Origin of the sequence: Vibrio genomosp. F10 str. ZF-129 (assembly GCF_000287055.2) — a bacterium.
In the GTDB taxonomy this organism is placed as follows: Bacteria; Pseudomonadota; Gammaproteobacteria; order Enterobacterales; family Vibrionaceae; genus Vibrio.
In genome coordinates this window covers 1-19,493 of the sequence record NZ_AJYQ02000118.1, presented here as the reverse complement: position 1 = coordinate 19,493, position 19,493 = coordinate 1, and the positions used below count along the sequence as shown (strand labels likewise).

Below are 19,493 nucleotides of genomic sequence, written 5' to 3'. Positions count from 1 at the left end.
TGATCTCATAGCGTAGGAATCCTTGTGCAAAATACTCAAGATATCTCACTCGAAGTAACTAACTTACTGACGGAAATTGCCGTGGCGTATTATCAAGATGGGGCCACCCAAGAGGAAATTTCACGAAAATTCTCAATATCACGGGCAAAAGTGGGTCGGTTGTTGAAACAGGCGCGTGATGAAGGGATTGTTGATATTACCGTCAAATACCACCCTGTCTTTAGTGCCAAGATCGAGCAGCGATTAATCGAGCGTTTTGGTGTGAGCCGGGCGTTAATCGCGTTGGATCAGCCCAGTGAAGAATTACAACGTGAACAAGTCGCTGGTCTAGTCTCAAACTATCTGACCAGCTCGTTAAAAAATGGCATGGTCGTTGCCGTTGGGCAGGGCAGAAACGTCTCTTCCGTTGCACATCATGTTGGTGTCATTACCCCCCGTGATTGTAAATTCGTCTGTGGCATTGGAGGCATTCACCCAAGAGGGGGTATGTTTAACGCTGACCATATCTGCCGTCAGCTCGCCAAGAAATATGGAGGTTCGTCGGAATCTCTCTACGCCCCTGCTTATGCTGAGAACCCAGATCAGAAGAAAGCGTTTATGCAAAATGCGACGGTAAAGCAGACCCTCGATCTTGCGCGTAAAGCCGATGTCGCGTTAGTCGGCATTGGTGACATGAGTGAAAATAGCTATATGGTCGACTTAGGCTGGTTTAGCACTGACGAGGTCGTTCAGTCACGTTTGACACAAGGCGTAGTTGGCGATTTTGCGGGTTATGATTTCTTCGATATTCACGGAAAGGTCGCGATTACCGTCATGAGTGACCGAGTCATCGGTTTAGGTATTGAAGAATTTCGCCCGATTGCGGAAGTCATTGCTATTGCGGCTGAAAACTCAAAACCGCTAGCGTTACTTGGTGCATTAAGGACTGGAGTGGTGGATGTTATTGCGACCAGTGTGAGCAATGCGCTCACGGTATTGAATCTTGACGAGCAGATGAGGTAGCAGTCGATCGCCGTAACGCTGATCTTAGAGTAATAAGATAGGCTTATGAATGACTTAAAGTCGCCAGCTTTGATCTGAACGTTAAAAATATTGCATCCTTGCAACGATTAGTGGGGGATGACTCGCAGCCCGATTTACTTCAAGTGCTAAATAAATAGCCAATGACTATTTTGTAACCAAATAACAGGAGGTTACAAATGAAAAAAACACTTACAACGCTGGCTATGTTGTCTGCACTCTCTGTTTCATCGGCAAGTGCAAATGAGCCAGTCGTGGCGGGTTACTTCGCCGACTGGCAATATAACAAAGAGCAAAACCCTTATACGGTGAAAGACATTCCCGCCGATAAATTGACTCACATTATCTACGCATTTTTAAGTATGTGTGGCCCTCATACTGGAGCGTCGAATGCGGTCCAAGAGCAGGTTGAGAAAGCGTGTGAGGGTAAGGCCCCTTTCAGTGCGATTATTGTTGATAGTCAAGCCGCCCTGCAACATGACTTTGGTGATGTAGAAGTCGATGTTAACTACAAAGGTCACTTTGCTCAGCTTGCTCAGTTAAAGAACGACAACCCTTCAATCAAGATTTTACCGTCATTTGGTGGTTGGACGATGTCGGAACCCTTTCATGCCATGGCGAAAGACCCTAAGGCTATGCAACAGTTCTCGAAAACAGCGGTCGAGCTTATAGAACAATATGCGTTCTTTGATGGCATCGATCTCGATTGGGAATACCCTGGGGGAGGCGGGCTGACGACATCGCCTTGGAATCCGGACACAAAGCTTAATGATGACCAAAAAGCCCAAGAACGAGAAGCCTTTACCTATTTAGTGAAAACCCTTCGCCAGGACCTCGATGCTTTATCGAAATCGACTCAACGAGAGTACGAACTGTCTACTGCTGTAGGTGTTGGCCCTAAAGCGACTCAAATTGACTGGGCGAGCGCGGCGCCTTATTTAACCAATATGTTTGCAATGACCTACGACTTCCTCGGAGGGTGGGGGCAACAAACGGGACACCTTACCAATCTTCACGCAACAGAGAGAAGCTGGTGGGGAATGGGCGCTGATGTGTTCATCAACCAAATGATAGAGGCGGGCATTCCAAGTGAGAAACTGGTTCTGGGTGCCGCATTTTATGGCCGAGGTTGGCAAGGAACAAAAGACTATCAAGGTGGATTACCTTCATCAGACCTAGTCTCTGAGAAAGGAGCGGAATTTGGTACCGGTGAGAATGGGTACTTTATGTTCTGGGATTTGATGGAAAATTACAGTGACAAGCAAGGTTATAGCTACCTATACGACGAGCAAGCTCAAGCGCCTTACTTGTGGAATGAAAAGGACAAAGTGTTTATTTCGTTTGAAGATGAACGATCCATCCGAGCAAAGGCAGATTGGGCCAAATCAGCTAAATTAGGCGGTATCTTTACTTGGGAGCTGTCAGGCGACCCTTCTGGGAATCTCGTCGACGCGATGCATGATCAGATGAATAAGACCAATCACAGTCAGTAAGTGATCAGAAATAGCGTAGGAAAAAAAGCTTGAGAACAAGGAGGAATTTTTTGATAAGTTGTTATTCTACAATCAACAATTCTAACGCCGTTATCGAGTATTTTAACTAGCTAGGGTGAACAGTTATTTACTACGATTGGTATAAGTAGCGGTTTTATTAAAAGCGGCTAGAAACAAAAATAACACCCTTTCGTAGGGTGTTATTTCGTTATAGCCTGGCTGTTTTGCCTCATTATTCAATCACACAAGCAATTTTCACTTGTTTTTCGATGAGCTATCACTCTTTTTTCAGTGAGTTATCACTCAGTGCGTTAGGATCATCGTCAAAGGGATGCTCAGCGCGATCTCTTAGCACCTCTAATTGATGCTCTAGCATGTTAACGGTATCGTAATCAGCTTCTGAGCAAGCGATATAAATTTGCTGCTCCAATGCCTCGATACTATCTTTTAGTGCCATGATCCACCTCCTATACGTGTTACAGACCTGATTTGCCTGTTCTCAAATCTATCTATTTTCAAATCTATTGTAGTCAAGCAACCCAAATTCGATAGGCTGATTTTTCTGGTACCAAGCGTGCAGACGGTCACTGAACGGCCAAAAATATGAGTCACTGCGTCGAATAGCAAATCGATCCAGTAACTTAATGTAGTCTTCTTCCGTTTTAAGGGTGGAGAGCATCTTCACTAAATCAGTAACCTCTTTTTCACCGACAAGAAGAAACGCCGACGGATAGCTTCCTACAATACCTTTGACTAATGTTAAGTCGTCATTATCAAAATCACGATTACTCTCTTCATTAAACAAACTCGAAATATTCGTGTGGGCGGCATTACGCAGGAGGGTAAATACTTCATCCTCTCCCGTATCTGCTTCAACGATCATCATGATGATCTCTGGAAGAAACTGGACACCATTGCCTGTAATACCATTAACCGAGTTAAGGATACGCTCGTTACGGGGTGAGAGATCAGTTTTTTTTATGTCATATCGAGCATTGAGCACCGGTCCAAGCTGAGTTTGTAGAATATCGTACAGCTCATTTTTGTAATCTGTCGTCTGATATGGAACGAGACTCTGTTGGTCAAATGGACGGATATTACGCTGGAAAAAATCACTCAAGTCGCTACTTTGATTTTGATACCAGCTCGAATGTTCGATATGGCGAACCTCTCGTGGTAACAGAGAGATAAAATTCGTTTCCCCTTCGAGTCGAAGAAAATCCATAAACATACGAGTGATCAGTTGGTGGCCAAAGTTACCATAGATATCAAAGCCTGCTACCAGAAGGTAATGGATTCTTTCAAGGAGTGCGTAATCGAGAACCCACGCGGTTTTAGGCGGGTGTCCGACTAACCCTTGCACCACCGAGGCGCTGTCAAAATGCCTGAAAATGGTGAGGGCAGCGTTGTGATTACTGCCATCACCTTGCCAAAGGATATCGGTGGTTAAGTACTCACCCTGATTGAACCAATCGTTAATGAATGTTGATTTTGCTTCTAAATAGCGAGCTTGTTGACGTGAGTATTTTACCCAACTGACAACAGGGACAGTTGTGCTATCAAGTTCAGAGGGAAGTCGTAAATTATTTACTTGCGATTGATAGAATTCATTTATTTCTGGAAGATTAGATTTATCAGGATCAATAAACATCACCCAGAAACGATCGTTAATCACGTTGAGTGCGAGCTGACCACGACAAACGGGACCTTTTATAAACGCGCCAATGGTGTTTTGAGCGGTATCGACCATAAATTTAAACCGTGAACGAACTGGCAAATCAAAGAAAGCGGTCAGAGGATTAGCGGCGACACCGATTTGGTAACTAGGTAATCTAGTGACAGTGTAACTCTCATCTACAAACCACGCTTTCCAATCTTGTATACGAGCTTTGTTTAATTCAAAGGGTAAGTGAGTCTTGCTTACGGTCGTCCCTTGTTCTGGAATTAATCGATAGTAAACACGGTCAACCCCTGGGCTATCATAAGGCCTACGAGTGACTATACGTTGAACCGACTCTCCTGGTGGGGTAGAGGATCGGACAAGACTGAAGTAACGAGGGCTATCGGTGAGATCCGAAAAATAAAGATGGGAAAGAAAAAGGTGTTCATAAATGTACCGAGCCGAGAGTTGGCTTTTCAGATCATCCTTGTTTAGAAAGGTTTCATATTCCGCTATCTTACTCAGTTCCGCCTTAGACAAAGGAAGAGAGGCATTCATGATTGAGCCGTTCTCAACCCATGCCATCAGTGTGCTGTATTCGTGACTACTGATATTAGGGAGTCCGTAAGGCATTCCCCAGGTAGGGAAATCTTGCTCATAGTTATCGAACTCTTCAATAGAAGGGCACTCCTGCAATCGATCAATGGCAAAATCAAATCCCTCCAACTGCTTTTGATCGGGCAGAGGGTGATTTTCTTTTTGCATCAGCATACGAGAAATCAAACTGGCTTGAATATTCGCCGTGGGGGTTTGAGCACGCTCATTGAGTATCGGATGAAAATTGAAAGCTCGCCATTGCTCGGTTGACTGTGCGTCTTCAAACAGTCGTGTAGGCTGAGCCGCGGTTAAGCGTGTTCCTTGGTACACCAGAGCGTCACTGGCTCCACGATCTATCCCTTCGACAGACGACATCTTGAGTTGGCAAGGTGCGTCGTAACAAGCGTGGCAAACCACGCAGCGGTTATCAATGATGGGTCTGACTTCATTGAGGAAAAAATCAGCCTGTGCGGACTCGTGGCTAACTGTCCGTTGCTGAACACTCGCTTTACCGAATAGCTCATCGTAGTTCAGCCCTGCGTAAGTTGCACAACCTGAGAAAATGACGACAAAACTTAAGAAAAGGAACTTCCTAAAATTCATGTTGTTACCGAAAGAGATTAAAACTATCTATGATTATACAACAAAAAATAGCTGGGTTTAATGAAGCAACTTGACTCTATACAGCGTGAGTTACCCATCGTTGCTCAAGTCACTCTCGTCATGGAAATAGCCATGGAAATTTGATCATAAAAATCTAGCTATGGGTCATAACGATCAAGCAATAACTATTAAGCCATATGTATTAAGCCATATGTATTAAGTATAGCAAGATGAACACGTAGCGAGGGTATAGAAAGGAAGAGTTGAAAGCGGATAGAAAATGACCCAACACAAGGTCGGGCCATTTCAAATAGTGAGGTATCAATAACGATTATGCGCTTACCGCTTGTAATTGGTCTGCAGACACTTCTTTCACAGGTTTAGTAACAAATGCTAGAACAATACAAACAGCCATCATTGCAGCAGAAATCGTATAAGCTAGACTGTAACCACCGTTATGAGACATAGAATACCCCACAACAGCAACGCCTAGTGCACCACCAATGCCCCATGCTGTGTAGAGCACGCCGTAGTTGGTACCGTAGTTTTTTAGGCCGTAATATTCCGCAGTCAGTGATGGGAAGACTGCGAGCAATGTGCCGTAGCCAACCGCGGCAATAGCGGTACCAATAATGAGTGTAAATTCAGAATCGAATGTCGCGAACAACACCATATTGATGCCTTGCAGGATAAAGGCAAGAAGAAGGGTGCGAACACCCCCAATTTTGTCTGACAACATACCAGCGCCAACACGACCTGCAGAGTTAAATACAGCAAGAATAGACGCTAAGTAAACCGCATTTGGTAGATTTGCCTGAACACTTGCAATGTTAGTAATGTTACCAATCACCATCAAGCCCACTGATGCTGCAAACGCATACATCACCCAAAGTGAATAAAACTGAGGGGTTTTCAGCATTGTCTTCCAGTTGATGTCAGCCGCTTTTTTAACAACGATTGGAGCTTGGCCTGCTTTTACTTTTGGCTCTGCTGGTACGTAGTCTTCATCAGGGTTATTGATGGTACATGCTAATGGAACGGCAATGAGTAAAACGCCTGTTCCGAGAATCATGAATGCCGTGTTAATACCTAGGTCGGTAATAAGCATTGAAGTGAGCGGGGCTAAGTAGATAGCAGCAAGACCAAATCCCGCGGCAATTAAGCCGTTAACCATGCCTTTTTTAGATGGGTGAAACCACTTCATGGCTGAAGGAGACAAACACGCATAGCCGAAACCAATGCCTGCCCCGGTGATGACACCAAAGGTGATATTAAGCATGAGTACCGAATGAACAAAACCAGACGCAATCATGCCAAGGCCAGTCAGCAAGGTACCTAAGATGAGGATCTTACGTGGCCCCATGCGATCTTGAAGAATACCGGCGACTAGAAGGCAGATAGAAAAAGTGATGGTAGCCGTAGCGTATGGAGAAGAAGCATCCGCCGCGCTCCAACCAAAGTCAGTAACCAGTGCTTTATTAAATACACTCCAAGCATACAGGATGCCAAGACAAAGGTTGATACAGAATCCCGCTAGTAGGATACGCATAGCTTTATCGATCTTGCTCATTATTTATTCCAGTGTTGCCTCGACGTATCGAGGAAGTGATTAAAGGTATTTCTTCAAAATTAGTTTGCGTTTATCAACAATTAACGCAAAGAGCGCGGATTATAACCAATATAAATGTGATTGGAATCTCTTTTTTTATCAAATAATCATTTAATTTCAATGTGTTAAATAATTGAAGCAGTTGTTAAAACTATGTGTTCGGTATGAGTATTGTCAAGACTGATGCAATGAATTATTTGTAGAATTAACACTTTGTTTTATCGTGGATTTATTATAATTTGCTGGATAGCAAAATCAGTATAAATAATATTGATGCAAGTGGGTAATGAAGCCTCAGTTAATTTATTCTTTGTGATCTTGCTATAAAGAGTTGCAAGGTTAGGCTTTCTCGACTCTGCGTTAATGTTTATGCTCATGTGAGTGTCGATATCCCCAATTAAACCATAAAATACGGTCTATCTAGTTTCCCGAAATAGTAAATAGAGGTTCTCATGCTTGATTCAACAGTAAGTGCTTTAGTGGTTCAGGGTGGCGGTCAAAAAGGCGCCTTCGCGGCAGGTGTTTTGGATCAATTTAAGCGACAAGAGTATGACCCGTTTTCTCTCTATTTGGGTACGTCCGCTGGGGCGTTAAACATCGCGGCATTCATCGCTGGTCAAACGGGTTTGGCACTCGATTTTATAATGAACTACACCACGAATCAGCGTTTTTTTGATTTCAATAAGTTTGTGAATAAACAGCAGCCGATGGATCTGGATTGGGCGTTTCAATTTGTGGAAAGTGGGGAGTTTCCATTAGACATAAAAAAAGGAAAAGAGAAACTAGAACAACTTCATCTTGGTCGTAAAAGAGAAGCGCTGGCCTGTGTGACACACGTTGAAGAGCTTAAAGATTATTACTACCCGATTTTTGAAGACAATTGGTTTGATATTTTACGTGCAACCAGTGCGATTCCCGTTCTCTATTTTGATGACATTGAATTTGATGGTGCAACTTGGGTTGATGGGGGCGTGACATCAACGATTCCTGTACATGAAGCGTATCGACGTGGCGCAACAGAACTGGTCGTTATCACCACTGAACCTATTATGAATGAAACGCCATTTGTTAATGAGCAGCAGCTTGCCAATGAAAAGCTACTTGTTAACGAAAAGCCGTTGGCTAACGAAAATCAATCGCAGCCCAAACCGCCTTCCCAATTTTCTCTTGGCATAGAAAGCGGCTTTGATCAGTTTGTTGAAAAGTATGGCTTAGTTGGGCATGTGTCTCGTTTGAATGAGTTTCATCAGCAGTTTTCTCAAGCGGTTGAACGGGTAAAGTCAAATTACCCTTCATTAGCGGTCCCCTCATTAACCATGCCTTCATTATCTACTCCTTCATTATTAAGAAAGTCAGGCAATATTAATTGGGTGCCAGAAGTAGAAAAGCTGGCTAATTTGCTGAAAGAGCAATCGAAGAAAGGGCATTTTTCAGGGGGTAGTTCAAAGAAAATGGAGATGTTAGTCTCTCATTATCTTAACCATGAATCGGTCAAAGAGTTCATGAATAGGCCTCCTGAAGGTATCGTCATACATGAAATATCACCGGCAAACCCACTTTCAAGTCGAGGCCTACTCAGTGGGAAAGATGATATTCTCAGTGACTACCAGCAAGGCTTGCTGGCAGGGAAAGAGTTCATTATCAATCAACGTAGCCAAATAGAATCTCGGTGCTCGACTTCGTTATAAGCTGACGCAGTAGCGAGTTGTTTGTCAGCGAGTTAACTATTAGTGAGTTAGCTATTGGTTAGCCAGATAAGTCACTATAAAATAATTACTTGTAAGAATGGTGTGACGGGAATGTTTCATAAAAGCAGCGATAACGATGTTATATTTAGCTCAATACAGCTATATTGGCCTATTGGTTAAATATAGGAGTTAAAGGATGAAACTCTCGATATCAGGGAAGTTGCAGCTTAGTTTTCTGCTACTAGCAGTACTTTTTATCGCATCCGCATTTTTTGCATACCGTAGCGTAACCGTTGTTGAAGCTCAGACACATTCACTTCTTCAGTCCGATTTACCGACTGTAGACACCAGTCGTTCACTGCAACAATCCGTTCAAGCAACGCTCTCGACGGTTCGCGCCTTTATGCTACTGGGCGATAACGAACAGGTTGGCGCAGAGCAATTGGACACATTAAATCAAATAATAGCGTCTACCGATGAACGATTACCCACTCTCGAAGTGTTGATCTCGGAGGAAGAGTTTGCTCAGATAAGTGGTCAATGGATCCAACTAAAGGGCTTAGTCACAGAGATCACCGATCTTAGCCACAGTGATGAAAACCTTCCGGCTCATAGCTTATTCATTAACGAAGCTGCGCCTATCGCTGAAGTGGCACTTGATCAAATTCAAGGTTTGATTAATGAAGAATCATCAAATAAGGAAGGCGAAGAACGAAAACGCCTGTTTAAACTATACGCGGATAGCTATACCTCCCTTTCAAACGCGTTGGCTTCAATGCGAGACTTTTTGCTGTATGGGAAACAAGTTCATCTTAATAAGTACGCTGATTTTATAAACGTTCATGAAAAATCCGTTGCAGAGATCGAATCTAAAAAGGAGCTGCTAGACAGTAGCGACGTCGTCCTGTGGACGTTGTTTAATGAAATGCAGCAACTTTATTTCCCATTGGTACAAGAAGTCGTTGAACTGCGAAAGTCCGCGGGATGGAACCGAGCAAATCAAAAAATGGCGGATGAGCTTATCCCAGCCGCGCGAACACTTGAAGTATCGCTCGAAAACCTCGTTGTAACCCAACAGCAGCAAGCGGATAAAACAGGCCAAGAGATATTTAGTGCTATTTCTAGCGTGATTGGACTACTGATCTCAGCAGGATTAATAGCGCTTGTTGCAGCTTTTACCATTTCACATTTTATGGGGCGTAATATCGGTCGGCGAATTAGCCGTATCTCTCAACGAGCTCAATTAATAGCGAGTGGCGATGTATCACAACCGGCCCTTGATGTTGAAGGCAACGATGAATTGGCCAGTTTAACCGACTCTATTAATCGAATGAATCAATCGTTAGCTGGCATTGTTCAAGGTGTGACAGACAAAGCTCATCAAGTTGATGACAGCATTTCAGGCTTACTGACAGCCAATCAAGAGACGCTCAGTCAGGTTTCTGGGCAAAAAGAGGACATTCATCAAATCGTTCAGCAATTGGATGACGTGGCCCAATCGGCACAAACCACGGTTCATCATGCGGATCAATCGATGAAAACACTGGCCCAGTCGAGCGAGCTAATCAGCCAGGGTTCAGAGGCATTGGGCGAAAATAAACAAACGGTCGAAAAGCTATATTCAACCATTGAACAAGCCAGTGCCGAGGTGACGACGCTTAGTCGTGAAAGCGAAGCGATTGGTAGGGTGACGGAAGTTATTGAAGGTCTTGCACAGCAAACGAACCTACTCGCATTAAACGCCGCAATAGAAGCTGCTCGAGCGGGAGAGCAGGGGCGAGGCTTTGCCGTTGTCGCCGATGAAGTTCGCTTGCTAGCGACAAGAACAACAGAATCGACAACCGAAATAAACCAAATTGTCGATGCTATCCAAGCCTCCACATCATCGGTAGTTGATGAGATTGAAGCGAGTAAGAGTTTGGCTCAGCAAGGCGCACAACACACAGAACTAGCCGTTGCAAAATTAGTGTCAACGGTTAAGCAAATAGAGATGCTAAGTCATGAGATGTCAGAACTCGCGAACGCAGCAGAAGCACAGTCGGATTCTACTCAAGCTATTAACGCTTTAATGGGCGAGGTGTCCAGTTCAATAGACGATGTATCGAGAATTGCAGAAAGTACTCATGCGACATCGGTGACGGTGAAAGAGCAGGTGGTTGAACTCAATACAGAAATGGACCAGTTTACGCGAGTGTAACTTTTGTTATGCGTGACCCTTCGCCATTTTGATTCATATTTCAATTAAGGTTGTGGATTAATGAGAGATGCGTTTTGGTGGTGAAGTGATTTTATGGTTTTCAGCATTTCAGCATTTCAGCAACGTTAACGTCACTTCAGCCAAAAAACAGTGGTTATTGTTAAAAAGGACCTACCCGAAGGTAGGCCAAAATCCCTAAAATCCCTGTGGAGCGAGGGGTGGGGGAGGGAAACTAACCGCCTTTAACAGGCAGTAATGCAAGTGCTTGGTTTGATTTGAATCAACTGGCTAATATTGATATCACCGACGTTTTCAACCGATTCAAAACGAGAAATAAGAAGGGAAGAGATATTACGTTTTTCCAGTTCACGACTTAGCAGTGGCACAATGATCGATGTATCATCCGACGATGAGTGGGTGGTGTTGAGGTAAATCGCTTCAACGCCGCGCAAAATACTCATTCTCGCGAGCAATTTCTCATCGTTACTCAGCGCCCAGATCACTGCTTGGCTTTGGCAGCGAGACATCAGCAAAGGCGTCTCTCCACTTTCCGTGTAGACAGCAACCCCCAGCGCTTGCTCTGAGCGTGCAGCTGAAATCATTGACGAAATTGCAAAACTCTTGCTGTTGTCGCTGCATAACTGCTGAATTTTTTGCCAACATGCATCAGCGCATAAGCTTTCGGTTTCGACACCTTCAGCCACTCTCACCATGGCTTCAACGGCTTCTACCGGATAGCACCCCATTGCAGATTCTCCTGACAACATGATAGCGTCTGTGCCGTCTATTATAGCGTTAGCGACATCCATAACCTCTGCGCGAGTTGGTAGTGGATTCTCGATCATAGATTCCATCATTTGAGTTGCTGTAATGACAGGTTTTCCAAGATGCTTAGCGCGAGAAATAAGCATTTTTTGAACTGACGGGAGACGAGCATCACCGATTTCTACACCAAGATCACCACGTGCCACCATTATAATGTCTGAAGCGGCTATCACTTTGTCCATTGAATCTGCATCTGTCACAATTTCAGCGCGTTCAATTTTAGCCACAATTTGCGCGTTGCAACCTGATCGCACAGCGATAGCACGAGCATCGTGCAAGTCGTCTGCATTGCGTGGAAATGATACAGCAAGGAAATCGGCATCAATCACCGCTGCGGTGGCAATGTCTTGTTTATCTTTGGTGGTCAATGCTGGTGCAGATAAACCACCGCCCAATAAGTTGATGCCTTTGCGGTTTGACAGCTTGCCGCCATTTAACGCTCGAGTTTCCACCTTTTGCGTTACTTTATCGACTGACAAGGTTTCCAATTGAACACGACCATCATCCAATAGAAGAATATTGCCAGGTTCCAAATCCTGAATCAGTTGAGGATAATCTAAACCAACAGAATGCTGGGTTCCGGCATTGGGCGCTAATTTCCCGTCTAAGTAAAAAGTATCCCCTTGATTCAGGTAGATAGAATCAGATTCAAAACCCGAAATACGAATTTTAGGGCCTTGTAGGTCAACGAGAATACCGACATATTTCCCCAGTTGTTTGGCGATGGTTCTTACTTTAAGCGCGGTTGCTATGTGGTCTTCTTGATTCCCGTGAGAGAAATTGAGTCGAACAACATTGACGCCTGCTTTAATCATTTTTGTTAATGTTTCGGCATCTTGGCTTGCGGGGCCAAGGGTTGCGACAATTTTTGTTTTATTCATGGGCTTACCTATAACGACATAATTGAAAGGTTGGAAGAAAATGGGTGAGAGGAGCCAATTAAGACTCCTCAATATGTCATTAACTTGCTGTGCTTGGTTTGAGTTCGCCTTCCGACTCATCAATATCCACGACTTTTTTAGCGTTCCATACTGTGAGCGCCAGAACCAGTGAAACCACACCTGCTGCTAGCCAGAAGTACTGAGCTTGAGTGAAGTCGTACGTCGTCACACCATCGACTTCAGTAATGTTAATCAACGAAGCTGAAACCACTTCTTGAGCGGATGCGGCCATGTAAGAGAACAGCCCGATGAAGCCCTTTACTGCACCAACCGCATTCTTCGGCATCAAATCACAAGCTGTAAGGCCAGCAAGGAATACCACTAGACCGCCGATAGCAAAGCCGATGAGGCCAAGAGCCACTGCGTCAACCATGCGGTGGTCTGGTCCGAAGAACATCAGGCACATACCTGCGATGTTGGCAATTCCGTAAAGTAAGGTTGGGATATGACGATTAGCGTTAAACACTTTGTCAGAAATAATGCCCGATAATATAGCGCCCGCCAGACCTGCAATTGGGTAGGTCGACATAGCAAAACCAGCATCGATCAGTGAGTAGCCTTTCACTTCTTGTAAATACAGAACAGCCCAAGACGACATCGCATAACGTGAGACATACATTGCCGCACATGCCATAGCAATAAGCCACATGGTTGGTTGTTTAAGAATAAACAGTTGTGCACGTCGAGTTTCTTTTGGATCGTTCTTTTTCTTAATTTCAGGGTCTTCGTCAAATGCCGTTGCCGCATCAGGTAGGCCATAAGTTTGAGGACGGTCTTTTAGCGCAAAGAACATACATAGCGCGGCTGCAATGGCTGCAATACCAGCACCGATGAAACCTGCGCGCCAACCTAAGTAGCTCACTAATGTCGCGGTTAGAATCCAAGTGATACCCTCACCAATGTTACGAGAACCACCCCAAACAGAGTAACGACTACCACGCTGTTTTGGTGAGAACCACTGGAATAGAGACACACAAGAAGGTGCAGAACCTACTGATTGGAACCAACCGTTTAAGCCCCAAAGCAGAACGAAAAAGAAACCGGTAGTGTTAAGGCCCATTACGATCGCTGTTGCACCAGACAGGAGCAATGAAAACGACATAAAGCGGCCAATATTGGCGTAGTCAGAAAGGAAGCCGTTCGAGAATTTGCCTATTGCATAAGTAAAGAAGAAGGCTGAACCCATAATACCAAGCTCTTCGATGGAAACGATTCCAGCATCAAGCATCGGTTTTTTTACGACACCTAAACTCATTCGAACCACGTAGAATACTGCGTAGCCGAATACTAAGCCTAGGAATACTTCCCATTGATAGCGTTTGAACCGCTTTTGCATGGCCTGCTTATTTCCGTCGGACAAGGGCTTGTCCGGACGGGTTTTGAAAAAATCAAACATGATGTTTTACTCCGATAAATTGACGATAATTAATTTGTCCGGGGCATCATGGCGAGCGAGGGTAAGAGTTACAAAAAGCCACTTTTGAGACGAAAATGACTCAAACTTTAGTTTGGCATGAGTTAAAAATGGCGCTTTTAAGTCCGCGAATAGGCCGCTAACTGATAGAATTATGTCTATCGGGATAAAGCGTTGTGTCGGCTTTGACCCAATAGATAAATGGCCTAATTATTAGCTTGTTGGCGAATTTTGAATTGACGCACACTTTTAAGGGACTTTGTGACGTGGGTATACAGAATGCACGAACGATTATTCGTTCGATATGGTTGACCGTTCTTGGGCTGTTTAGCTCGTTGAGTTTCGCAAACCAAGAGCAACTGGTCATTTTGACTACGTTTTCTAGTGAACCTATGGCTGAATTGATTGCAGAATATCAAAAGCACCATCCGCTTGTGGATATCAAATTGATCCACCGCCGAACTCAATCTGCTATTCAAATGCTCAACAAAACCTATATTGAAGATGTCGATGTCGTACTCAGTTCTTCTCCGTTTTTAATGCAAGAGCTTAACAAGCGGAATCAGCTAGCCACGGTGGATTTCTCTAATGAGGTACCGGATTGGCTGAGCCAGTTTGTATTACCTGAACAAAATAAAGTCACCAGCGTTGGTTATTCAGGGGCGGGTTTGGTTTGGAATAATGACTATCTTAACGCCAACGGTCTGAACAAACCGAAACGTTTCATTGACCTGACCTCGTTTGATTATTTTGGCCATTTGACAATGAGTACGCCGAGCCGATCTGGCACGACGCAAATGATGATCGAAAGTATTCTAAAAAGATACGGGTGGGAAAAAGGTTGGTCGATCATTCTTAATGTTGGCGCTAATCTTGGATCTATCTCATCGCGTAGTTTTGGTGTGAGTGATTACGTGGCAAAAGGCCAGTTTGCGATTGGGCCGAGTATTGACAGTTATGCATTGGTGCTGGCCAATCAATTCAGTCATGTCGAATTTGGCTATGATCAAGACTTCACCTTGATGCCGACTTATGTGGGGGTAGTGCATCAACCTGTTGATAGTGTCGCGACTCAGCAGTTTGTCGAGTTGTTATTGTCTAAACAAGTTCAAACCAACATGTTACAAACCCGTTTTTCAAAGCATGCGATTGCTGATCCTTCATTATTCAGCAGCGACATTCCAGGCATCGAACTTAATACAGTCATGAGGCGAGAGAAGTTGGTCAACATGATCTTTGATGAAGCCATCACGAAACGGCTGCCAGAACTACAAGATGCGTGGTTTAGCTTAATGAGGCTCAAACAAGAGTCGAAACCGAATTCAAAGGTGAGTAAAGAGCTTGAACGGCTACAATCCCAGTTGTTTCAATTGCCAATATCAGAACAACAGGTCGCTGCATATTCAGCGACAATGAGAGAACAAGTAAAAGAGGATATCGCGTCGAGTGGTATAGAGCGTGTGATGTTGGCGGAGTTTAGCTATCGATTTGGCGGCCAATATAGCGCCAATTTGACCAATGTTGCTAAGCGCATCAGTCAATTGCAACAAGAACTGCAACAAGAGTACGACCAATGAATAAATGGAGTACGATTGGCGCCAAGCTGGTGTTGGCATTCACTGGCACCACTATACTCTTGACGGTGGTAAGTGTGGTGGCCTGGTTAACTTGGAATCAGCTAGATGATCAAGTGAGTGAGTTACTTGAACAAAGTGTTCCTAAATACAACACCAGCTATTTGCTTGAGAGTCGAAGTGGCGAAATTCGATACCAGGTTCAATTGCTACCGACGATCACTAACATGGTCGAGCTCAATGATCAGATTGCAACTTTATCAACCCTAATAGAGTCAATTAAACGTACCTTAAGCGACCATAATCAAGGTGGTCTCAATGATGTTGGAGGTACAAACCTAGCTGAGCTTTACTTGGATCTTGAAAACACCTTAGGTCAGTATAGTGATTTAGTCTTACACCGAGTCGAGCAAACCCGAAAGATCAATCAGCTCAAAGAGCAATTAAATTGGTTAAATCAAGATATTGACGCGGAGCTCATGCCCATTCGCCAAGAATTGCACTGGTTAATTGAGCGTTATAATGCGGGAGAAAGGCGCAATAACGCCTTTGAGCAACTACGTACGATACAACAAATATTGGACCTCGAATCAAGTGTGTTTACGATCATCAGCGATGTAATGGACGCGCAACAGCTAGGGCAAGTGCACAATGCAGCAAAAGTGGTTCAGTATAAATTGAATGATCTCAGCGAGATCAGTGAGGTGATTGTGGTGCTGCCTACTGCGATTGCTTACCAACAGTTGCTTGAAGAGTTAACGGGCCTACTGTCTCCTGAAGGGGCCTTTTACTCGCAAATCCTAGACAAAGTGTCGACAAACCAAAGGATTAATGGGTTAAACCATAGAATTGATTTTCAACTAAATGAAATCCATCAGCAAATAGGGCAACTGGTTGGTCTAGCGGATGAAAGTTTTGTCGATGTAAAGAAAAAGACAGCCAGATTGGTGTCGTATGGTAACCATGTATTGCTCGTGTGTTTTAGTGTCTCAATTTTGATGTCGCTGTTTTTGACTTATTACTTTATTAACCGCCGCATCGTTGCTCGTTTGACGGCACTGAGCACCAGCATTGATGCAATAACACGAGGTGACCTAAGTTACCCGATTAAAGTGGATGGCCAAGATGAAATTGGGCGTATTAGTGAAAAACTGATTGAGTATGGTGAAAGTGTCAAAGAAATTCAGCGCACTAACGCTGTTAGCCTAATTAACAACACATCCGCAAGCTTGTTGACCTGTGATCTAGTAGGCAATGTGGAGTCATTAAACCTGAGCGCACGTCGATTGCTCGCAACAGATGAAGACTCTGGTCATAAGCCAATTTGGGAAATATTAGATATTGATAATCCACTAGATTTGGCGCGTATATTTTCTCGTGAAGGGAAACTGCGAACTCATGGGCAAGACGAGCTCACTTTCAGCGTTGGCCATGCAGAGCCATGCTATTTGCATTTCGATTTCCATCAGTTCTCTCATGGTCAGTTGAACAAAATAATTATCACCATTACTAACGTGACTCAGCAAGAGCTGACTGCTCGAGAATTAGAAAAGTTGGTGGATGAAAAAACGCACGATTTAATTGAAAAAAATCAGCGTTTATCAAAAGAGGTGAGCGAACGCGAGTTGGCCGAGCGTAACCTTAAGCAAACCCAAGGTGAGTTGATTCAAGCAGCAAAAATGGCCGTTGTAGGGCAAACCATGACAAGTTTGGCCCACGAGTTAAATCAGCCTCTCAATGCAATGTCGACATACTTATACAGTGCAAAACTGTCCAGTGAGGGCAAAGATATCGTTGGAATGAATCAAGCGTTACACCAGGTGGATGTATTGGCCAACAGAATGAATAAGGTCATTACCAGTTTACGCAGTTTTGCCAAAAAGCCAGATGGAGACCAAGCGCCAGAGTCATTGCACATTCATCACGTAGTTGAGCAGGCAATGAGTATCGTTAATACCAAAGCCAAGCGTCAAATGATTACCCTAGAAAACCGAGTAGAACCAGATCTTCGTGTGGCTTTCAGTGCGTTGGCTCTAGAACAAGTGCTCATTAACGTAATGGTCAATGGATGTGATGCGGTTAGTGAGTCAAATCCAGAATCGCGTAACGTTTCTATCTACCACCTTTACAGCTCACCTAATTACCACACTATCGCTATTGAAGATAACGGGAATGGTTTTGAGCCAGATATTGTCTCAAAATTGTTCACACCATTTACCACGACGAAAGAAGTGGGGCTGGGACTTGGCTTAAGTATTAGTCGGTCGCTAATAGAGAAATACTCTGGCCACATTTATCTTGGATCCAGTGTGAACCGAGGAGCATTAGTACTTTTGGAGTTACCTTATGATCTATCCTAACTACTCTGTTTTATTGGTGGATGATGATCAAGATGTCTTGGATTCATACATGCACCTTATGTCACTTGCAGGTTTAACTGCAAAACCTGTGGCAGATCCTACCTTGGTAAGCCCACATCTCTACACCGATTGGCCGGGTGTGGTGCTGCTCGATATGTACATGCCACAGATGCATGGGCTAGAACTGTTACAAAAAATTAAGCGGTTAGATGAGCGTATTCCGGTGATCGTTATTACGGGCCATGGCGATATTCCTATGGCCGTTGAAGCGCTTAAAGTAGGGGCATGTGAGTTTGTAGAAAAACCAATTAACCCCGCTCAATTGTTAGAAATGGTTAAAGAGCAGTTAAGCTTTCGAAAAGTGTTCATAGAGCAGAAGAAGGCCATGGCGTCGAGTATTGACCGCAGCTTAATCGGTCATTCAGCTCAACTTGAGCATATTCGTCACTGTATATCTCAATTTGCTTTGCTAAAAAACCATGTTGTCGTTTGGGGTGAAACGGGAACTGGCCGCCACTTAGTTGGGCAGTTAATTCATGATCTCACCGATTTCAAAACTAAAGAGGTATTTCGTGTCAGTTCGGAGTCTTGCACTGATTGTGATTTATTCACTCAAGAAATCGGCGGTGAAACAAGAACAACTTGGTTAATCGACAATATTGAGCAGATGAGCGAGCCTTGCCAACGCATTTTGGCTCAAGCGATTATTGAGAAAGAAAGAAACAAACAGCCTTTGCAGGTGATTGCTATTTTCAATCAAGATCCACAGCGGCTCATAGCCGCGGCCAAACTGGTCCCAGAGCTTTATTACGTGTTGAATCAAGGTGTCATTGAAATGCCTTCATTGCACTCTCGCCCAGATGACGTTGCCGTGCTGTTCCACCATTTCCTAAAATCAAGCTGCATTAAACTCGGAAAAAGTGTACCTAAAGTCGACCCGAGTTATTTATCTGTTTTGCGAAGCCACCGTTGGCCGGGAAATGTGCGCGAGCTTCGTAATGTAGCAGAACTTTACGCGGTAGGTATTATTAAACTCACGGGTCAAGAAAAGCTCTACACTCAAGAGGAAACACAACTCGCACTGGATGAACTGGTTGATGATTATGAAAAAGGCGTGATAGAAGATGCATTGTTTTTGCACTCAGGGCGAGTCAGTGATGCTGCAAGCTATCTGCAAGTGCCGAGGAAAAAACTGTATTTAAGAATGAAAAAGCATGGAATAGATAAAGAGTCATACAAAAGCCGCTAGCCCGACACAACTCGTATGATAGAAGGGCTCATTGACTTTACTCTTCATGATTTTAAGCAAGTATGATTTCGTGGCTATTGATTGAGAGCGTTGTGTTGTAAAGCTTCTAAGTGATTATAAAAGCAACGCTAGGCAACCTAAGTGGTGATAACTTCATCAGTCGAACCTGAACACGTGATAAAACGCTGTTCTTTTCAATTAGATGTGGCATTATCAGTGTCGTTAAGGCGATGTGCGTGCATCGTATAATGGCTATTACCTCA

At 44.0% G+C, this 19,493-nt stretch carries 12 protein-coding genes; 7 read left to right on the top strand and 5 right to left on the bottom strand.

Annotated elements, in window-relative coordinates:
- The first annotated feature begins 24 nt into the window (after positions 1-24).
- Together A1QO_RS15065 and A1QO_RS15060 are read left to right on the top strand one after the other, a co-directional pair.
- A complete protein-coding gene (locus A1QO_RS15065) occupies positions 25-1,002 on the top strand; it encodes a sugar-binding transcriptional regulator (RefSeq protein ID WP_017034515.1) in 978 nt (325 codons plus the stop codon).
- 197 nt (positions 1,003-1,199) lie between these two features.
- A complete protein-coding gene (locus tag A1QO_RS15060; protein ID WP_017034516.1) occupies positions 1,200-2,513 on the top strand; it encodes a glycoside hydrolase family 18 protein in 1,314 nt (437 codons plus the stop codon).
- 277 nt (positions 2,514-2,790) lie between these two features.
- Here A1QO_RS15060 and A1QO_RS15055 read toward each other — a convergent pair whose 3' ends face one another.
- The 3 genes from A1QO_RS15055 to A1QO_RS15045 all read right to left on the bottom strand — a co-directional run bounded on the left by A1QO_RS15055 (position 2,791) and on the right by A1QO_RS15045 (position 6,943).
- Positions 2,791-2,970 (bottom strand): hypothetical protein, encoded by a 180-nt coding sequence (locus tag A1QO_RS15055; protein WP_017038775.1) that lies wholly within the window; start codon positions 2,968-2,970, stop codon positions 2,791-2,793.
- 48 nt (positions 2,971-3,018) lie between these two features.
- Entirely contained in the window at positions 3,019-5,373 is a 2,355-nt protein-coding gene (locus A1QO_RS15050) for a fatty acid cis/trans isomerase (protein ID WP_017040883.1), read from the bottom strand.
- 331 nt (positions 5,374-5,704) lie between these two features.
- A complete protein-coding gene (locus tag A1QO_RS15045; protein ID WP_017034980.1) occupies positions 5,705-6,943 on the bottom strand; it encodes an L-lactate MFS transporter in 1,239 nt (412 codons plus the stop codon).
- 491 nt (positions 6,944-7,434) lie between these two features.
- On the opposite strand from A1QO_RS15045, the gene A1QO_RS15040 reads away from it, so the two are divergent.
- Together A1QO_RS15040 and A1QO_RS15035 are read left to right on the top strand one after the other, a co-directional pair.
- On the top strand, positions 7,435-8,670 hold the full coding sequence (locus A1QO_RS15040; RefSeq protein WP_017040884.1) for a patatin-like phospholipase family protein: 1,236 nt from the start codon (positions 7,435-7,437) through the stop codon (positions 8,668-8,670).
- Positions 8,671-8,866: 196 nt separating this feature from the next.
- Complete coding sequence (locus tag A1QO_RS15035) at positions 8,867-10,867, top strand: HAMP domain-containing methyl-accepting chemotaxis protein (RefSeq protein ID WP_017040917.1); 2,001 nt, start codon at positions 8,867-8,869, stop codon at positions 10,865-10,867.
- Between the two features lie 242 nt (positions 10,868-11,109).
- On the opposite strand, the gene pyk is transcribed toward A1QO_RS15035, so the two are convergent.
- Both pyk and A1QO_RS15025 read right to left on the bottom strand, forming a co-directional pair.
- The gene (gene pyk, locus A1QO_RS15030) at positions 11,110-12,573 is read right to left on the bottom strand and encodes a pyruvate kinase (protein ID WP_017040886.1); all 1,464 of its coding nucleotides are present in this window, start codon (positions 12,571-12,573) and stop codon (positions 11,110-11,112) included.
- A 79-nt stretch (positions 12,574-12,652) separates the two neighbouring features.
- Positions 12,653-14,029 (bottom strand): MFS transporter, encoded by a 1,377-nt coding sequence (locus tag A1QO_RS15025; protein WP_017034975.1) that lies wholly within the window; start codon positions 14,027-14,029, stop codon positions 12,653-12,655.
- 284 nt (positions 14,030-14,313) lie between these two features.
- On the opposite strand from A1QO_RS15025, the gene A1QO_RS15020 reads away from it, so the two are divergent.
- Genes A1QO_RS15020 through A1QO_RS15010 form a run of 3 tightly spaced genes read left to right on the top strand, consistent with a single transcriptional unit; the run spans position 14,314 to position 19,230 of the window.
- Positions 14,314-15,624 carry an ABC transporter substrate-binding protein gene (locus A1QO_RS15020; protein ID WP_017040887.1) on the top strand — a complete coding sequence of 437 codons (1,311 nt, stop codon included), beginning with the start codon at positions 14,314-14,316 and terminating at the stop codon, positions 15,622-15,624.
- Entirely contained in the window at positions 15,621-17,981 is a 2,361-nt protein-coding gene (locus tag A1QO_RS15015; RefSeq protein WP_017034973.1) for an ATP-binding protein, read from the top strand. Before A1QO_RS15020 ends, A1QO_RS15015 begins: the two co-directional genes overlap by 4 nt.
- Positions 17,968-19,230 (top strand): sigma-54-dependent transcriptional regulator, encoded by a 1,263-nt coding sequence (locus A1QO_RS15010; RefSeq protein WP_017034972.1) that lies wholly within the window; start codon positions 17,968-17,970, stop codon positions 19,228-19,230. Before A1QO_RS15015 ends, A1QO_RS15010 begins: the two co-directional genes overlap by 14 nt.
- Positions 19,231-19,493: the final 263 nt, after the last annotated feature.

Bases quoted from the DNA above. Each gene is read 5' to 3' on its own strand.
- A1QO_RS15055 (WP_017038775.1), bottom strand. From the start codon at position 2,970: ATGGCACTAAAAGATAGTATCGAGGCATTGGAGCAGCAAATTTATATC.
- A1QO_RS15060 (WP_017034516.1), top strand. From the start codon at position 1,200: ATGAAAAAAACACTTACAACGCTGGCTATGTTGTCTGCACTCTCTGTT.
- A1QO_RS15010 (WP_017034972.1), top strand. From the start codon at position 17,968: ATGATCTATCCTAACTACTCTGTTTTATTGGTGGATGATGATCAAGAT.
- A1QO_RS15015 (WP_017034973.1), top strand. From the start codon at position 15,621: ATGAATAAATGGAGTACGATTGGCGCCAAGCTGGTGTTGGCATTCACT.
- A1QO_RS15025 (WP_017034975.1), bottom strand. From the start codon at position 14,029: ATGTTTGATTTTTTCAAAACCCGTCCGGACAAGCCCTTGTCCGACGGA.
- A1QO_RS15040 (WP_017040884.1), top strand. From the start codon at position 7,435: ATGCTTGATTCAACAGTAAGTGCTTTAGTGGTTCAGGGTGGCGGTCAA.
- A1QO_RS15045 (WP_017034980.1), bottom strand. From the start codon at position 6,943: ATGAGCAAGATCGATAAAGCTATGCGTATCCTACTAGCGGGATTCTGT.
- A1QO_RS15035 (WP_017040917.1), top strand. From the start codon at position 8,867: ATGAAACTCTCGATATCAGGGAAGTTGCAGCTTAGTTTTCTGCTACTA.
- pyk (WP_017040886.1), bottom strand. From the start codon at position 12,573: ATGAATAAAACAAAAATTGTCGCAACCCTTGGCCCCGCAAGCCAAGAT.
- A1QO_RS15050 (WP_017040883.1), bottom strand. From the start codon at position 5,373: ATGAATTTTAGGAAGTTCCTTTTCTTAAGTTTTGTCGTCATTTTCTCA.